Consider the following 15,909-nt stretch of genomic DNA (forward strand, 5'->3'; position numbering starts at 1 on the left):
TTGGCCAGTGGACGATGGTCCGAAACCGAAGCTACCAGACAAAAAGCAGTTGACACGCACTTTCAAGAGTTATTCACAGAAACCCCTGCGCATTACGCAAGTAAAGCGACGCTGGTAAACTTACGGATTGGGACACATGAGTGATCTATTCGACGGGGCTGGATTGGAGCAGGACGCGCCGCGCCCGCTCGCGGAACGGCTGCGTCCCAGGCGTTTGAGCGAAGTCGCGGGTCAGGAGCATTTGCTGGGCGCGAGCGGCGCGCTGACCCGGCTGATCGAATCGGGGTCGCTGGGAAGCCTGGTTTTCTGGGGGCCTCCGGGAACCGGCAAGACGACTGTGGCGCGATTACTTGCGCATGAGACGAAACTTCATTTCGTTCAGGCCTCGGCGATCTTTTCCGGGGTCGCCGACCTGAAGAAGATTTTCGAGGAGGCGCGGGCGCGGCGCCGAATCGGCCAGGGGACCTTGCTGTTCGTCGACGAAATCCACCGGTTCAATCGCGCGCAGCAGGATTCGTTTCTGCCGGTGATGGAAGAGGGCGTGGTCACCCTGATCGGGGCGACCACCGAAAATCCCTCATTCGAGCTCAACGCCGCGCTGCTGTCGCGCGCCCGGGTCATGACCTTTCGCAGCCTCGACGATGCGGCGATTGAAAAACTGCTGGCCCGCGCCGAAACGATCGAGGGCAAGCCGCTGCCGGTGGACGCGCCCGCGCGCGAAACGCTGGTGCGCATGGCCGATGGCGACGGCCGCGCCGCCCTCACCCTGTCGGAAGAAATCTGGCGCGCCGCCCGGCCCGGCGAGGTTTTCGACCCCGCGCAGCTTGCCGAGGTGGTGCAGCGGCGTGCGCCCATCTACGACAAGGGCCAGGAGGGCCATTACAATCTGATTTCCGCCCTGCACAAATGCGTGCGCGGCTCCGATCCCGATGCGGCGCTCTACTATCTCGCCCGCATGTTCGACGCCGGCGAGGACCCGCTGTTTCTGGCGCGCCGCGTGGTGCGCATGGCGGTGGAGGATATCGGCCTCGCCGATCCCCAGGCTTTGGTGATCGCCAATGCGGCGAAAGAGGCTTACGATTTTCTCGGGTCGCCGGAGGGGGAGCTCGCCATCGCCCAGGCCGTCATCTATTGCGCCACCGCGCCCAAGAGCAACGCCGCCTATGTCGCCTACAAGGGGGCGATGCGGCTGGCCAAGGCCCATGGCTCGCTGATGCCGCCCAAGGTGATCTTGAACGGGTCGACCAAATTGTTGCGCTCCGAAGGCTATGGGACCGATTATGCCTATGACCATGACGAGCCCGACGCCTTTTCCGGGCAGAATTACTGGCCGGAGGCTTTGGGACGGCAAAGGCTTTATGAGCCGGTGGAGCGGGGGTTCGAGCGCGAGATCGGCAAGAGGCTGGATTATTGGGAGAAGTTGCGGCGGGAGCGCAAAGGTTAGCCGCCGCAATGCTTCAGGCAAAGGCGTGACGCCGCGCCGGTTCCGCGGTAAGGAGGGCGATGGCCTATCTCATCGTGTTCATTGGCGCCGGTCTCGGCGGCTGCCTCCGTCACTTCATCAACCTCCTCGCGGCGCGCACGCTGGGGACGGGGTTTCCTTGGGGCACGTTCCTCATCAACATTTCGGGCTCGCTGACCATGGGCCTGATCGCCGGCTTCCTGACGTTTCGCGCGGGCGAGGCCTGGACGCAGCACGTCCGGCTGTTTCTGCTCACCGGTATTTTAGGCGGCTACACCACCTTTTCCGCCTTTTCGCTCGACGCCGCCCTGCTCTATGAGCGCGGCGAGCTTTTGGGCGCGTTTTTGTATGTCGGCGGCTCCGTGGCGCTGGCGCTGGTCGGCGTGTTTTCCGGGCTTGCCTTGGTGAGGGCTTTGTCATGATCAACCCGCGCAAACAAAAACCAGCCGCGCCGGCGGCCCGCAAGCCCAAGCCCAAGCCCATGGATAAGCCCTTGGACAAGCCGGCGGTCGCCAAAAAAGTTTTGCCGAAACCCGCGTCCGAAAAAGAGCCGGTCAAGGTGGCGACCGGCGTGCAAAACCTCGCCGTGACCGAGGACGAGGACGGCATGCGCCTCGACCGCTGGTTCAAGCGGCGGTTTCCGACGCTGGCTTTGTCGCATCTGGCGAAAATCTGTCGAAAAGGCGAGGTGCGGCTCGACGGCAAGCGGGTCGAGACTGCGTCGCGCATCGCCGCCGGGCAGAGCGTGCGCGTGCCGCCGCTTTCGGTCGACGCGCCAAAGGCGCCGGCGGTGAAGAAGCCGGCGCAATCGGAAGCCGACGCGCGCGCCATCAAGGACATGGTGCTGCTGGAAGACCGCGACCTCATGGTGCTGAACAAGCCGTTCGGTTTGGCGGTCCAGGGCGGGTCCGGCACCAAGATTCATCTGGACGGGATGCTGGCCTCGCTGGCCAATGAGCGCGGCGAGCGTCCGGTGCTGGTGCATCGCCTCGACCGCGACACGTCGGGCGTGCTGCTGATCGCCAAGACGCGCAAAATGGCCGCCGATCTCGGCGAAATCTTTCGGTCCCGCTCGGCGAAGAAGATTTATTGGGCGCTGGTCGAGGGCGTGCCGAAACCATCGCAGGGCCGCATTTCCCTTTATCTCGCCAAGGGCGAGGCCATGGGGGACAATCGCGCGCCTCGCGGCCGACACGGCATGGAGGAGCGCCGCGACATTGAAAAAATGCGCGTGGCCAAGCATGGCGACGAGGACGCCCAGCACTCGCTGACCTATTACGCCATTGTCGACAAGCTCAGCCCCCGCTGCGCCTGGCTGTCGATGAAGCCGATGACCGGGCGCACCCACCAATTGCGCGCCCATGCCGAGGCGATCGACTGCCCGATCGTCGGCGATCCCAAATATGGCCATGGCGATGAGGACCGCCGCCGCAGGTCCGATCCCAACCGCAACATTCCCGACGGCGTCGACAAAAAGCTGCACCTGCTGGCGCGGCGGCTGATCCTGCCGCATCCGCGTGGCGGCGTGGTCGACGTCACCGCGCCGCTGCCGGCGCATATGAAGCGGTCCTGGGAGCTGTTCGGCTTCGACGCGTCGCAATACGACCCGATCCTCGACGCGCCCGAGGACTAGACGTCACACGCTTGGAGTCGTCTGCAAGGCGGCTGGCGGCTCTATGCGGACTTGGACAACAAGGACTGACCGGCCGCCGCTGGACAGATGGCGGAATTTCCGACAGCGAAATCGACCTGTTCTTGCGCGCCGCATGAGCCGCCTGCCGATCCATCCCGACACGTCGAACAATCAACAAGCTGAGCTACGATCTTGATCAGCGCGCCGGCGTCAACGGGCTTGACGATCCAGCCGGTCGCGCCGGCGGACTTGGCTTCGATGCGTTTATCCTTGCTGACTTCCGCAGTCAGCAGCAGGATGGGCGTGAACCGCGTGTTCTGTAAAGTTCGCGCGTGGCGTGTCAAATCTATGCCGCTCATGCCTCCCATGTTCAGATCGGCAAGTATGAGATTGGGTTTTTCGCCGTTTCGCAATTTTGTCAGAGCCTGTTCTCCACTCGTCGCTTCAATGACGGCGTGCCCGGCATGTCTGAGAATGACGCCGATCGCCTGAAGAATGGCGCGCGAATCATCGACAAGGAGGATCGTTGCTGACATTTTCAATGCCTTTAAAAGTGTCTGGATTTAGATGGCAAGTTGAATCCACAACACCATGGTTCAGGTCGATTGAACAAACAGTCTTTGCGTTCATTGCTATTGGCTGATTACGGCTGAAGCGTTTGTGATATTAAGCTGTATTAGCTATGAAAACATTCCATTTGTTCAATTGGCTGTGACGCCAGCGTCGCATCCGTCCGCTGCGCGCCGTTATCGGGCCGGGCGCCAGATTTTCGCAACTATCTGCGGATCAGCAGCGCGCCGGCGATCACCAGCGCGACGCCGAGCAGTCTTGCAGCATCCAGGGGGCGTTGGGTGAGGCCGAGCCAGCCGAAATGATCGAGCAGCGCCGAGGCGATCATCTGGCCGGCGATCAGCAGAGCGATGAAGGCGGCGGCGCCCAGGCGCGGCGCGAGGAAGATGGCGAGGCCGACATAGGCGGCGCCGAGCAGGCCGCCCGTCCAGGCCCACCAGGGCGCGCGCTCCATCGCGGACGGGAGGGGGGCGCGCAAAAACGCCGCGGCGAGCAGGATCGCGGCGAGGCCGACAATGAAATTCGCGACATTGGCCCAGACGGCGGAGTTCAGTCCGCCGCGCAAGGCCGCGTTGATGGGCGCCTGAAGCGCCGTGCATACGCCCGCCAAGGCCGCGAGCAGCGACAGGCCCAAACTGTTCATGCGCGGCCCCGCCGCCGGCTCAACCGTGGAGCGACGACGGCCTGGCGCGCTCGCGCATCGCTTCGATCCGCTGTTTCAGCGCGTCGCGCTGGGCGACGAGAACGGGATATTCGGGGTTTTGGGGGGACGAGGCTTGGATGGCGTCGTCATAGTGCACCAGGACGTGTTCTTCGCCGTCGACCAGATTGGGCAGGATTTTGTCGTCGAGCTGGGTGATCAGCGAAGTGAATTTCATCACCACGCGATCCAGCGTTCCCATCAGCGAGCCGCGATCGTCGACCGGCGCGCCGAGGCGCTGCAATTGTTCCGCGACCGCCGCGGCGTCCTGGGCGTGCAGGGCGATCAGCTCCTGGAACAGCGGCGTCAGGCCTTTGCCCTGGGCGTCCTTCAAGCCTTCTTCATAGCCGCTGCGCGCGTCGATCAGGCTGGTGTGCAGGGTTTTGAGCTTGCGAATGAGGTCGTTCATGTCGTCCTCCCAAAGGAAAACGCAGGATGGCATGTAGCGCGGCTCATGTCAGCGCCTTCGCCTGCGCACAGGCCTGCGCAAAAAACGCAGCCACGTCGTCCATGCCGGTGCGGTGGTTGAAGATGGCGCAGCGGATGGTCGTGCGCCCGTCGAGGCGGGTCAGCGACGGGGCTGCGACGCCCGCGGTTTGCAGGCGTTCGACCAGCGCGCCATTGGCCTCGTCGGGCGCGTGTTTCAGGCGGAAGCAGACGATGTTGAGCGGGACGGGCGCGGCGCGCTCGAACAGGTCCGACGCGTCGATCAGGCCGGCGAGCTTTTGCGCGGCGGCGCAGTTGCGCTCCATGCTTTCGCCCAGGGTTTTCAGGCCGTAAGCGCGAAGCATCATCCAGACTTTTAGGGCGCGAAAGCCGCGCGACAGGTCGGGGCCGAGGTCGCAGGGCCAGGTTTCGCCCTTGGCCAAGCCGGTTTTTGTGCGCGACAGATAGGCGGCGGGCGCGGCGAAGGCGGCGCGCTGGGCCGCCATGTCGCGGACCAGAATAAAGCCCGCGTCATAGGGGACATGCGCCCATTTGTGGAAATCGAAGGCGATGGAATCGGCGCGATGGATACCGGCGAGCCTGGGCTTGAGTTTTTGCGAAAAGACGGTGAGCGCGCCAAAGGCGCCGTCGACGTGCAGCCAGAGTTTTTCTTGCGCCGCGAGGTCGGCGAGTTCGTTCAGCGGGTCGAAAGCGCCGAAATTGACCGTGCCCGCGGAGGCCACCAGCAAAAACGGTTGTGCGCCGGCGGCGCGGTCGGCATTGATGGCTTCGCGTAGCGCGTCGAGGCGGATGCGGCCGTCCGCGTCCGTGGGGATTTTGCGCAACGCGTCCGTGCCGAGGCCGGCGAGGTCCATGGCCTGCTCGACGCAGGCGTGGGCCTCCTGCGAGGCATAGGCGCGCAGCGGGGCGCGTATCCCTTCGGTGCGAACCTGCGCGCCCACAGCCGCGCGGCGGGCGATCACCACGCCGTGGAAATTGGCCTGCGAGGCGCCGGTGACGAACAGGCCGGACGCGGTTTCGGGAAGGCCGAACTTTTGCGCCATGGCCGCGGCGATCTTTTGTTCCAGCGCCACGCCGATATGGTTACGGCCGCCGCAATTGAGGTTGAGGCCGGCCGACACCATTTCGGCGACCATGCCGACCGGGGTTCCCGCGCCATGCGCCCAGCCGAAAAAGGCGGGGTGGCGGTTGCCCACGCCGTAAGGTTTTATGTCGCGGGCGAAGTCAGAAAGGACCTGTTGGAGGCCGACGCCTTCTTCGGGCGCGGCGTCGTCGAGACGCGCCAGAACGTCTGGCGGGATCTCACGCCAGACCGGGTGTTTTCGGATCGCCATGAGATCGTCGAGGGCGGCGTCGAGCGCCTGATGGCTCAGGCGGCGGAAGTCCTCCCAGTTTTCGGGGTCGAGATTTTTGTTGGCGTCGGTCATTTGTGCGAATCCGCTTGGCGCTGGCGGCCCAAATGACTATGCGGGGCTTGCCCGGAGTGTTCTATGGCGCGCATCTATTTCGACCATAACGCCACCGCGCCGCTGCGCCCAGCGGCGCGCGACGCCCTGATCGCCGCGCTCGACGCCGGCAACGCCTCGTCCGTCCATGCCGAAGGGCGGGCGGCGCGGGCCAAGATCGAGAATGCGCGGGGGCTGATCGCGCGGCATTTTGGCGCCAAGCCGGAGCTTGTGGTGTTCACCTCGGGCGCGACCGAGGCCGCCAATATGGCGTTGCGCCCGGCGCTGGCAGGGTTTGATTGCGACCGGCTTGTTGTCGGCGGCGGCGAGCATCCTTGCGTTGTGTCCGGCCATGGGTTTGGCGCGGCGGTTTCGGTGGCGCTCGATGGCGAGGGGCGGCTTGATCTCGCGGCCTTGCGGGATGCGCTTGGCGGCGCGGGCGCGCCGATGCTGGCGCTTCAGGCCGCCAATAATGAAACCGGCGTGATCCAGCCTGTCGCCGAGGCCGCCGCTCTGGTCCATGAGGCCGGCGGGGTGTTGGTTTGCGACGCCGTGCAGGCTTTGGGCCGCGTGGACTGCACTTTTGCCGCCACCGGCGCGGATGTTTTGTTTGTCTCCAGCCACAAGATTGGCGGGCCCAAGGGCGTGGGCGCCGTCATCTTTGCGCGGCGCGCCGTCATGCCTGCCGAAAAACTGCTGCGCGGCGGCGGTCAGGAGCGTGGTTTTCGCGCCGGCACCGAGAATGTGGCGGCCATCGCCGGTTTTGCTGCGGCGTTTTCCGAAATCATCGCCTCTGGCCCCGCCGAAATGGCGCGGCTTGGGGCTTTGCGCGACCGGATCGAGGCGGAGGTTCGGGCGCTGGCGCCGGAGGCCGTCGTGTTCGGGGCCGGGGCGCCGCGATTGCCGAATACGATGGCCTTCGCCCTGCCCGGCTTTGCCGCCGAGACCATGGTCGCCGCGCTGGATGTCGAGGGCGTGGCGCTGTCCTCGGGTTCGGCCTGTTCGTCCGGCAAAGTTTCCGCTTCCGCCGTGCTCGCCGCCATGGGAGTCGCGCCCGAGGTCGCGCGCTGCGCCTTGCGGATTTCGCTCGGGTGGCCAAATAATGAGCAGGAGGGCGTGGCTTTTCCTGAGATTTTGGCTAAAGTGCGACACAGGATGTCGCAGCGGCGGTAAGCCGGATGCGCTCCTGATCATACTCAACCAGCGGGCCTTGAACCCGCGTTAGGTGAGGAGAGTTTTGATGGCGGCGGTCCAGCAGACGGTCGACACGGTGAAGACGCTCGACGTCGACGCCTATAAATACGGTTTCACGACCGAGATCGAATCCGAAAAAGCGCCGAAGGGGCTGAACGAGGAGATCGTTCGCTTCATTTCCGCGCGCAAGAAAGAGCCGGAGTGGCTCACCCAATGGCGCCTCGACGCGTTCAAGCGCTGGCGGACCATGGAGGAGCCGCGCTGGGCGCGGGTCGATTATCCCAAGATCGACTATCAGGATCTCTATTATTATTCCGCGCCCAAGGGGACGGAGGGGCCGCGCACGCTGGCCGACGTCGATCCTGAATTGCTGCGCACCTATGAGAAACTGGGCATTCCGCTCAGCGAGCAGGAGATTTTGGCCGGGGTGCAGGAGCGCCGCGTCGCCGTCGACGCCGTGTTCGATTCCGTGTCGGTGGTCACCACTTTTAAAGAGGAGCTTGGCAAGGCCGGGGTGATCTTTTGCCCGATTTCGGAGGCGGTGCAGAGCCATCCGGAGCTGGTGCGCAAATATCTGGGCTCGGTGGTGCCGGTCACCGACAATTATTTTGCGACTCTCAACTCCGCCGTGTTTTCGGACGGCTCCTTCGTCTATGTGCCGCCCGGCGTGCGCTGCCCGATGGAGCTTTCGACCTATTTCCGCATCAACGAGCAGAATACCGGGCAGTTCGAGCGCACGCTGATCATCGCCGACGCCGGGTCCTATGTGTCCTATCTCGAGGGCTGCACGGCGCCCAAGCGCGACGAAAACCAACTGCATGCGGCGGTGGTGGAACTGGTCGCGCTCGACGACGCCGAGATCAAATATTCGACCGTGCAAAACTGGTATCCCGGCGACAGCGAGGGGCGCGGCGGCATTTACAATTTCGTCACCAAGCGCGGCGATTGTCGCGGGGCGCGCTCGAAAATTTCCTGGACGCAGGTGGAGACGGGATCGGCCATCACCTGGAAATATCCGTCCTGCATTTTGCGCGGCGAGTCTTCGCGGGGCGAGTTCTATTCCATCGCCATTTCCAATGGGCGGCAGCAGGTCGATTCCGGCACCAAAATGCTGCATCTCGGCAAGAACACCTCGAGCAGGATCATCTCGAAAGGCATTTCGGCGGGGCGCTCACAAAACACATATCGCGGCCAGGTGTTCGCGCATCGAAAAGCGGAGAACGCGCGCAATTTCACCAATTGCGATTCGCTGCTGATCGGCGATCAGTGCGGCGCCCATACCGTGCCCTATATCGAGGCGAAGAATTCCTCCGCTTTGTTCGAGCATGAGGCGACCACCTCGAAAATCTCCGACGATCAACTGTTCTACTGCATGCAGCGCGGGCTTGAGCCGGAAGAAGCCACCGCGCTGATCGTCAATGGATTCGTGCGCGACGTGTTGCAGCAATTGCCGATGGAGTTCGCCGTGGAGGCGCAAAAACTCATCGCCATTTCGCTCGAAGGCAGCGTCGGCTGACAGGATTTAATCATGATCGAAATCGAAAATTTGCACGTCGCCGTCGCCGGCAAGAAGATTCTCGACGGGCTCACGCTGAAAGTCGAGGACGGACAGGTCGCGGCGATCATGGGGCCGAACGGGTCGGGCAAGTCCACGCTCTCCTATGTGGTCGCGGGGCGCGCCGATTATGAAGTGCTGGACGGATCGATCCGGCTCGACGGCGTCGACATACTGGAAAAATCGCCGGCCGAGCGGGCGGCCATGGGGCTGTTCCTGGTGTTCCAATATCCGCTGGAAATTCCCGGCGTCGCCACCATGACCTTCTTGAAGGCGGCGCTCAATGCGCAACGCAAAGCGCGCGGCGAGGCGGAGCTGCCCACCATCGAATTCATGAAGCAGGTGCGCGCCGCCGCCGCCAAATTGAACATTTCGCAGGACATGCTCAAGCGCCCGGTCAATGTCGGCTTTTCCGGCGGCGAGAAGAAGCGCATGGAGATTCTGCAAATGGCGCTGCTCGAGCCGCGGTTTTCCATTCTCGACGAGATGGATTCCGGGCTCGACATCGATGCGCTCAAAACCTGCGCCGAAGGCGTCAACGCCTTGCGCGGCGACGGTCGCAGTTTTTTGGTGATCACGCACTATCAGCGTCTGCTGAATTTTATTCCGCCGGACGTTGTGCATGTGATGTCGCGCGGAAAAATCGTGAAAAGCGGCGGACCCGAATTGGCGCTTGCGCTGGAGGCCAGTGGCTATGCCGAATATGCGGAAGGAGCGGCTGCGTGACCGGGCTTTCCAGCAAGGCGGAAGAAGAGTTTTCGGGCCTGTTGCCCGCCGACGCCTCGGCGTCGGCAAAATTGTTCTTCGAGCAGTTCCAGCGCGCCGGCCTGCCCGGCCGGCGCGTCGAAAGCTGGCATTATTCGGACCTGCGCACCAGGTTGCGCGTGGTTCCTCCGGTCGCGCACGCGCCTGACGAGGCGGCGCGCGGGGTGGCGCGGCACAAGCTGGGGGCGAGCGAGCGGCTGCGGCTGGTCACCATCGACGGTTTCTTTGCGCCGGAGCTTTCGGATGATTTTTCCGGCGTCGCCGGGATTGAAATCTCCTCCGTCGGCGAAGCGGAATTTTTCGGCGGCGCCGCCGATCCCATGCTCGATCTCAACGCCGCCTTTTCCCGCGGCGGCTTTCTGCTCGAGATCGGGGTCGGCGCGCGCGTGGAGCCGGTGATCGAAATCGTGGCGCTCGCCGGCGCCGAAACCGACCGCAGCCGGTTTGGACGCAATCTGATCCGGCTGGGCGCCGGCGCCCGCGCGGCAATTTTGGAGACGCGCGACGAAGGTTTTGCCGGCTTTGGCGACAGCGCTCTGTTCATCGAACTGGGCGAGGATTCGCAGCTCGATTATGCCTGCCGTTGCCGGGAAACCGCTGGGGTCGAGGTGCAGACGCTCAATGTGATGCTGGCGGCGCGCGCGAAATTGCGGGCTGTGTCGCTGCTGGCGCAGACACCGTTCCTGCGCCGGCAATTCTTCGTCTCGCTCGGCGGCGAAGGCGCGGAGCTGCAGCTCTCCGGCGCCGCGATTTTGGGCCGCAACGATCACGCCGACCTGACCATGGTGGTGCACCACAATGCGCCCGCCTGCGTCAGCCGCGAGACTTTTAAATATGTGCTCGGCGACCACGCCAACGGGGTTTTTCAGGGCAAGATCATCGTGCCGCCGCATGCGCAAAAAACCGACGGCAAGATGCTGTGCCGGGGCTTGCTGCTCTCCGACGACGCCGCCATGTCGGCCAAGCCGGAACTGGAAATCTTTGCCGACGATGTCGCCTGCGGCCATGGCGCGGCGGTGACCAAACTCGACGCGCAGCAGCTGTTCTATCTGGAGACGCGCGGCGTCCCCCATATCGAAGCGGAAAAGATTCTGATCGACGCTTTCGCGGCCGACGTGTTCGACACGCTGGCCAGCGAAGGCTTGCGCGACGTGCTGCGCCAGGACCTTTCCGATCTTCTCGGCGAAAAGGAGCCGGCGTCATGAACCAGATGAAACCGGTCTACGACCTGAGCAAAATTCGCGCGGATTTTCCCATCCTCACGGAAAAGCCCTATGGCAAACCGCTGGTCTATCTCGACAATGCCGCGAGCGCGCAAAAGCCGCGTCAGGTGATCGCCCGCATGACCCATGCGACGGAGCACGAATATGCCAATGTGCATCGCGGCCTCCATTATCTCGCCAATGCGGCGACCGACGCCTACGAAGCCGCGCGCGAAAAAGTGCGGGCGTTTTTGAACGCCGGTTCGACCGACGAGATCATTTTTACCCGCGGCGCGACCGAAGCGTTGAACCTGGTGGCGTCGTCGTTCGGCCGGGCGAAAATCGGCGCCGGCGACGAGATCGTGCTGTCGATCATGGAGCACCATTCCAACATCGTGCCCTGGCATTTTTGGCGCGAGCGCGCCGGCGCGGTTTTGAAATGGGTCGATGTCGAGGATGACGGGTCGTTCTCGTTGCAACGGTTCGAGGAGGCCCTGACGGACCGCACCAAGATCGTCGCCATCACCCATATGTCCAACGTGCTGGGCACGGTGACGCCGGTGAAGGAAATCGTTAGGCTCGCACATGAGCGTGGCGTTCCGGTGCTGGTCGACGGGTCGCAGGGCGCGGTTCATGCGCAGGTCGACGTGCGCGATCTCGATGTCGATTTTTATGCGATCACCGGCCACAAGCTTTATGGCCCGACCGGCATTGGCGCGCTCTACGGCAAGAGGGAATGGCTGGAAAACCTGCCGCCCTTTGCCGGCGGCGGCGAGATGATCGAGACGGTGACGTGTGACACCGTCACTTACGGCGTTCCGCCCCAAAGATTTGAGGCGGGCACGCCGCCGATCCTCGAAGCGATCGGGCTTGGCGCCGCGCTCGACTATATGGAGACGCTCGGCCGCGACGCCATTCGCGCGCATGAGGCCGACCTCGCCGCCTATGCCGGCGCGCGGCTCGCCGAACTGCCGTTCCTGCGGCTGATCGGGACCGCGCCGGACAAGGGGGCGCTGTTCTCGTTCGAAATGACCGGCGCGCACGCCCATGACGTTGCGACCGTGATCGACCGCTCCGGCGTCGCGGTGCGCGCCGGCACCCATTGCGCGCAGCCGCTGCTGGCGCGCTATGGCGTGACCTCCACCTGCCGGGCGTCTTTCGCCCTCTACAACACCCGCGAGGAAGTGGACGCGCTGGTCGCGGCGCTGACCCGCGCCGCCGATTTGTTTTCCTGATGGATGACGCGATGACCGAGACCGAGACCCAGCCCAATCATCCCGAAATCGCCGCAAATCCCGAGCTTCGGCCACAGGATTTCGACCAGCTGAGCGAGGGCATCGTCGCCGCGCTGAAGACGGTCTATGACCCGGAAATCCCGGCCGACATTTATGAGCTCGGGCTGATCTATCGGGTCGAGATCGATGACAGCCATTTTGTGAAAATCGACATGACGCTCACCGCGCCGGGCTGTCCGGTGGCTGGCGAAATGCCGGTCTGGGTGGAAAATGCCGTCGCCGCCGTGCCCGGCGTCGCCGGGGTGGAGGTCAAAATGGTGTTCGATCCGCCGTGGGACCAGAGCCGCATGTCGGATGAGGCGCGCGTCGCGCTCGACATGTGGTGAGCGGCGGGGCCGGCCGGGTTCAGGCGCGTCGCTGGAGTGGCGCGGGGCGCGGCTCTGGAGCTACGGCGCCGGCCTTGTCTCGCAGGACCTCCCGCAGCGACCTGATGGCGGCGTCGAGGGCGTGACGCTGTTGCTCCAGATGGCTGAGCTGCGACCTGAGAACCTCGTCGCCCGGCATGAAAAAATCGGCGGGCTCGGTCTTGCCGGCGTCGCGCTCCGCGAGGAAGCCCCGGATTTGCTCGAGACTGAAGCCGAGGTCCTTGGCTTTGAGGATCGAACGCAGGCGGGCGACCTGCTCCTCGCCGAACAGACGCGCCCGCCCACCCGCGGCGCGGTGCGATGACAGCAAGCCGCGTTCTTCATAGAAGCGCAAAGCGCGGGTCGTAACCCCGTAACGCCTCGCGAGATCGCCGATCAGGTGTCCGCACATCGGCTCCCGCGGCGTGTTCACGTCCTTGATCTGTCTCCTGGCCGTCATTGCGAGCATCCCCAATACGCAAAGCGAGGTGAGGATAGCAGCGCGGCGCCCGCTTGGCGGCGCCGCGGGGGTGACGTAACCGTGACGCCTGTTACCTGACGCTTGCGCGCCGGGCGGGCGTCAGGCTTTTTTCAGAAAACAGGTTTTGAGCACCAGGCCCTTCACCTTGTCGGTGCGGCCCTCGATCTCCTCGGGATCGTCGGTGAGGTGGATGCCGCGGATCATCGTGCCGCGCTTCAGCACGGTGGACGACCCCTTCACCTTCAGATCCTTGATGACCGTGACATTGTCGCCCTCGTTGAGGAGCGCGCCGTTGGAATCGCGGGTCTCGGACATTGGCTTTCCTTTTTGCGCGTCGCGCGCCCTTCGAGCAACGTGGAGGCCGCGGTAGACCATGGATTTGCCGGCTTGCCAAGGCCATGTCAGGCATGCCCCGAGCTTGCCCCGTCCGATCTGGGGCGCCTCGGACGGTCGAGCCCCCGCCCCGGGCGTGCGAAAAGTTTGGGTTGAGCCTGGGCCATAAGCCGCTAAACACGAGGGCATGCTCTACGCTTGGCTGATCGCGCCCTTCGTCGATTATGAATTCATGCGCCGCGCGCTGGTCGGCGCCTGGGCGCTGGCGCTGGCGGGGGCGCCGCTCGGCGTGTTCCTGCTGCTGCGGCGCATGGCGCTGTCCGGCGACGCCCTCGCCCACGCCATCCTGCCCGGCGCGGCGCTCGGCTATCTCGTCGCCGGCCTGTCGCTGCCCGCCATGACGCTCGGCGGCGTTTTGGCCGGCTTCGCCGTCGCCCTGGGCTCCGGCGCCATCGCCCGCGCCACCGTGTTGCGCGAGGAAGCGTCGCTTGCCGCCTTCTACCTGCTGTCGCTGGCGCTTGGCGTCACCCTGGTGTCCGTGCGCGGCTCCAATGTCGACCTGCTGCATGTGCTGTTCGGCAGCGTGCTGGCGCTCGACGACGCCACCTTGATCCTGCTGGCCGCGATCGCCAGCGTCACCCTGGTGGGGCTCGCCGCGATCTACCGGCCGCTGGCGCTGGATACGCTCGACCCCGGTTTTCTCGCCTCCGTCAGCCGGGCCGGCGCGGCGATCCAGAGCGTTTTCCTGATGCTGGTGGCGTTGAACCTGGTCGCCGGATTTCATGCGCTGGGGACGCTGCTGTCGGTGGGCATGATGATGCTGCCGGCGATTTCCGCGCGCCTGTGGACGCAGAACATGAGCGGGATGATCGCGCTCGCCGCTTTGTTCGGGCTGACCGGCGCCTATGCCGGGCTGCTCGCCTCCTATCATTGGGCGCTGCCCTCGGGGCCGCTGATCATTCTGGCCTGCGGCGCGCTCTATGTGCTGTCGCTGGTCGCCGGGCCGGCGGGAGGCTTGTTGCGCAAATTCACGCCGCGTTCGCATCTGGAAGGGTGAGGGCGGCCGCGCGCGCCTCCAAGGCCTGGCGGAGCCGCGCGGGAAGCTGCCGACGCGCTTTGACGCGCGCAAAAGACAGTTCTTCGATCGGCTTGCTAGTGGGGTACAGCGCCTGGCGCTCCTCCCAATTGTCGAAGGTCAGCCGCTCCGCCGTGTCGACGAAGGTTTCGACCGGCGCATTTTCGGCTAGAACCAACTCATGGGCCTCGAGCTCGACGTGGTAATAGACGATCCGCTCGGCGATGGCGCGCTCACGGACGATCGAGGCGCCGTTGACCAGGGCGCTGGCGTGGACCAGCAAGCCGTCGACGAACAGCGCGTGATCCGGCGACAGCAAGAGGTCGCGGCTGGGGACGCCCTCGCTGAGCGCGCCAGCCTTGATCCGGATCGGACAGACGCGCAGCGGATCGGAAAAACGCGTCGAAATCGTGCTGCGGCCGATCCAGGCGACGGGCTTGAACGCGCCCTCGGAGGTCAGAAGCAGGTCGCCGCGCGCCAAATTCTCCACGGCGACTTCGCCCTTGTCGGTCATGAGCGAGGTCCCGCGCGCAAAGCACGCCACCTCGGTGGTCACGGCGCCGACGTTTTTGCCCAGGTCGGCCACCGACACCGTCCCCGTGGACAGATTGATGTCATAGAGCAGGGCGGGATAATCATAGACTGGGTTTCCGTTCGACATGACATAGGCGTCGGTCGCGTCGGCGCAAAAAGACGTGACATAGTCCGTTGGAGCGGAAAAACTGAATGTGGCGACCAGAGACATCGTTCCGGTGTTCGGGTCGACCGTTTCGACGCGATATTGATCGGCGGCGGCGCCCTGGCACAGCGCGAACAGCTGCGATCCATTGTACGTCAAGCGCAACACCTGGGCGTTGAGGGGCGTGTTCCAGGACCTTGCCTCGGTCAAGCTGCAGCCATAAAGAACATTGCCGCTCGAAACCACGTAGATATCGGTCGCGCTGGCCGCCACCGACGCGCGATTTACGTTGAAGCCGTCAGATGCGATCAAGTAACGGTTATCGGCGGCTTCGCCCGTGGCGCGATCGATGGTCTCTAAATAGAGATACATGAAGTCCGCCTCGTAGCCCATCGCAACCAGGGACGAACCGTTCAGGGTCATGCAATCGATATTATGGCCGCCGCCCTTGGTCGTGACCGCGCCCGTGGCCAGATTGATGTCGTATAACAAGCCGAGCGCGGAGACGATGTAACAATCGTTGGCGTCGGCGGCGAACGGCAGACCACTCCAAAAAACATCAGGGTCTATAGAAAAACGCGCGACAGGCGTCGCAACGCCGGTTGAGGGATCGAACGTTTCGACAAAACAATCGCCGTTGAGATAATCACCACCCATAACAACGAGTTTGGACATATCATCTCTCCAAAATCGACATCGCAAAATGCGTAGCAATTAAGTTAATCAATT

General features: G+C 64.0%; 17 protein-coding genes. 10 read left to right on the top strand and 7 right to left on the bottom strand.

The genetic code is table 11. From position 1 onward, the window contains the following. Positions 1 to 136 precede the first annotated feature (136 nt). The 3 genes from M2320_RS02265 to M2320_RS02275 all read left to right on the top strand — a co-directional run bounded on the left by M2320_RS02265 (position 137) and on the right by M2320_RS02275 (position 3,095). Entirely contained in the window at positions 137 to 1,444 is a 1,308-nt protein-coding gene (locus tag M2320_RS02265) for a replication-associated recombination protein A (protein ID WP_264595900.1), read from the top strand. 59 nt (positions 1,445 to 1,503) lie between these two features. Continuing rightward, positions 1,504 to 1,884, top strand: coding sequence for a fluoride efflux transporter CrcB (gene crcB, locus M2320_RS02270; protein ID WP_264595901.1), 381 nt, complete (start codon positions 1,504 to 1,506; stop codon positions 1,882 to 1,884). Between the two features lie 185 nt (positions 1,885 to 2,069). Further along, on the top strand, positions 2,070 to 3,095 hold the full coding sequence (locus M2320_RS02275; protein WP_264595934.1) for an RluA family pseudouridine synthase: 1,026 nt from the start codon (positions 2,070 to 2,072) through the stop codon (positions 3,093 to 3,095). 41 nt (positions 3,096 to 3,136) lie between these two features. Here M2320_RS02275 and M2320_RS02280 read toward each other — a convergent pair whose 3' ends face one another. From M2320_RS02280 to M2320_RS02295, 4 genes are all read right to left on the bottom strand, one after another. Then, positions 3,137 to 3,631, bottom strand: a complete 495-nt coding sequence (locus tag M2320_RS02280; protein WP_264595902.1) for a response regulator — start codon at positions 3,629 to 3,631, stop codon at positions 3,137 to 3,139. Positions 3,632 to 3,870: 239 nt separating this feature from the next. Then, complete coding sequence (locus tag M2320_RS02285; protein ID WP_264595903.1) at positions 3,871 to 4,308, bottom strand: DMT family transporter; 438 nt, start codon at positions 4,306 to 4,308, stop codon at positions 3,871 to 3,873. A gap of 19 nt (positions 4,309 to 4,327) precedes the next feature. Then, a complete protein-coding gene (locus M2320_RS02290; protein WP_264595904.1) occupies positions 4,328 to 4,774 on the bottom strand; it encodes a PA2169 family four-helix-bundle protein in 447 nt (148 codons plus the stop codon). Positions 4,775 to 4,817: 43 nt separating this feature from the next. Then, positions 4,818 to 6,239 (bottom strand): pyridoxal phosphate-dependent decarboxylase family protein, encoded by a 1,422-nt coding sequence (locus M2320_RS02295; protein WP_264595905.1) that lies wholly within the window; start codon positions 6,237 to 6,239, stop codon positions 4,818 to 4,820. 63 nt (positions 6,240 to 6,302) lie between these two features. Here M2320_RS02295 and M2320_RS02300 point away from each other — a divergent pair, with 63 nt between their 5' ends. The 6 genes from M2320_RS02300 to M2320_RS02325 all read left to right on the top strand — a co-directional run bounded on the left by M2320_RS02300 (position 6,303) and on the right by M2320_RS02325 (position 12,594). Then, a complete protein-coding gene (locus tag M2320_RS02300; RefSeq protein WP_264595906.1) occupies positions 6,303 to 7,430 on the top strand; it encodes a cysteine desulfurase family protein in 1,128 nt (375 codons plus the stop codon). A gap of 67 nt (positions 7,431 to 7,497) precedes the next feature. After that, entirely contained in the window at positions 7,498 to 8,967 is a 1,470-nt protein-coding gene (gene sufB / locus M2320_RS02305) for a Fe-S cluster assembly protein SufB (RefSeq protein ID WP_264595907.1), read from the top strand. 12 nt (positions 8,968 to 8,979) lie between these two features. After that, positions 8,980 to 9,732 (top strand): Fe-S cluster assembly ATPase SufC, encoded by a 753-nt coding sequence (gene sufC / locus M2320_RS02310; RefSeq protein ID WP_264595908.1) that lies wholly within the window; start codon positions 8,980 to 8,982, stop codon positions 9,730 to 9,732. Continuing rightward, on the top strand, positions 9,729 to 10,976 hold the full coding sequence (locus M2320_RS02315) for a SufB/SufD family protein (protein WP_264595909.1): 1,248 nt from the start codon (positions 9,729 to 9,731) through the stop codon (positions 10,974 to 10,976). Before sufC ends, M2320_RS02315 begins: the two co-directional genes overlap by 4 nt. Next, positions 10,973 to 12,208, top strand: coding sequence for a cysteine desulfurase (locus M2320_RS02320; RefSeq protein ID WP_264595910.1), 1,236 nt, complete (start codon positions 10,973 to 10,975; stop codon positions 12,206 to 12,208). The genes M2320_RS02315 and M2320_RS02320 overlap by 4 nt, the downstream gene beginning before the upstream one ends. A gap of 11 nt (positions 12,209 to 12,219) precedes the next feature. Beyond that, positions 12,220 to 12,594, top strand: coding sequence for an SUF system Fe-S cluster assembly protein (locus tag M2320_RS02325; protein ID WP_264595911.1), 375 nt, complete (start codon positions 12,220 to 12,222; stop codon positions 12,592 to 12,594). Positions 12,595 to 12,613: 19 nt separating this feature from the next. Here the strand turns inward: M2320_RS02325 and M2320_RS02330 are convergent, their stop codons facing one another. Together M2320_RS02330 and M2320_RS02335 are read right to left on the bottom strand one after the other, a co-directional pair. After that, positions 12,614 to 13,072, bottom strand: a complete 459-nt coding sequence (locus M2320_RS02330; RefSeq protein WP_264595912.1) for a MerR family transcriptional regulator — start codon at positions 13,070 to 13,072, stop codon at positions 12,614 to 12,616. 120 nt (positions 13,073 to 13,192) lie between these two features. Continuing rightward, on the bottom strand, positions 13,193 to 13,408 hold the full coding sequence (locus tag M2320_RS02335) for an alkylphosphonate utilization protein (RefSeq protein ID WP_264595913.1): 216 nt from the start codon (positions 13,406 to 13,408) through the stop codon (positions 13,193 to 13,195). A gap of 205 nt (positions 13,409 to 13,613) precedes the next feature. Here M2320_RS02335 and M2320_RS02340 point away from each other — a divergent pair, with 205 nt between their 5' ends. After that, positions 13,614 to 14,483, top strand: a complete 870-nt coding sequence (locus M2320_RS02340; RefSeq protein ID WP_264595914.1) for a metal ABC transporter permease — start codon at positions 13,614 to 13,616, stop codon at positions 14,481 to 14,483. On the opposite strand, the gene M2320_RS02345 is transcribed toward M2320_RS02340, so the two are convergent. After that, positions 14,455 to 15,855: a Hint domain-containing protein gene (locus M2320_RS02345; protein ID WP_264595915.1), complete on the bottom strand. Its 1,401-nt coding sequence runs from the start codon at positions 15,853 to 15,855 to the stop codon at positions 14,455 to 14,457. The two genes, M2320_RS02340 and M2320_RS02345, sit on opposite strands and share 29 nt — an antisense overlap. Positions 15,856 to 15,909: the final 54 nt, after the last annotated feature.

This window comes from Rhodoblastus acidophilus, from assembly GCF_025961575.1.
GTDB classification, from domain to species: Bacteria; Pseudomonadota; Alphaproteobacteria; order Rhizobiales; family Beijerinckiaceae; genus Rhodoblastus; species Rhodoblastus acidophilus_C.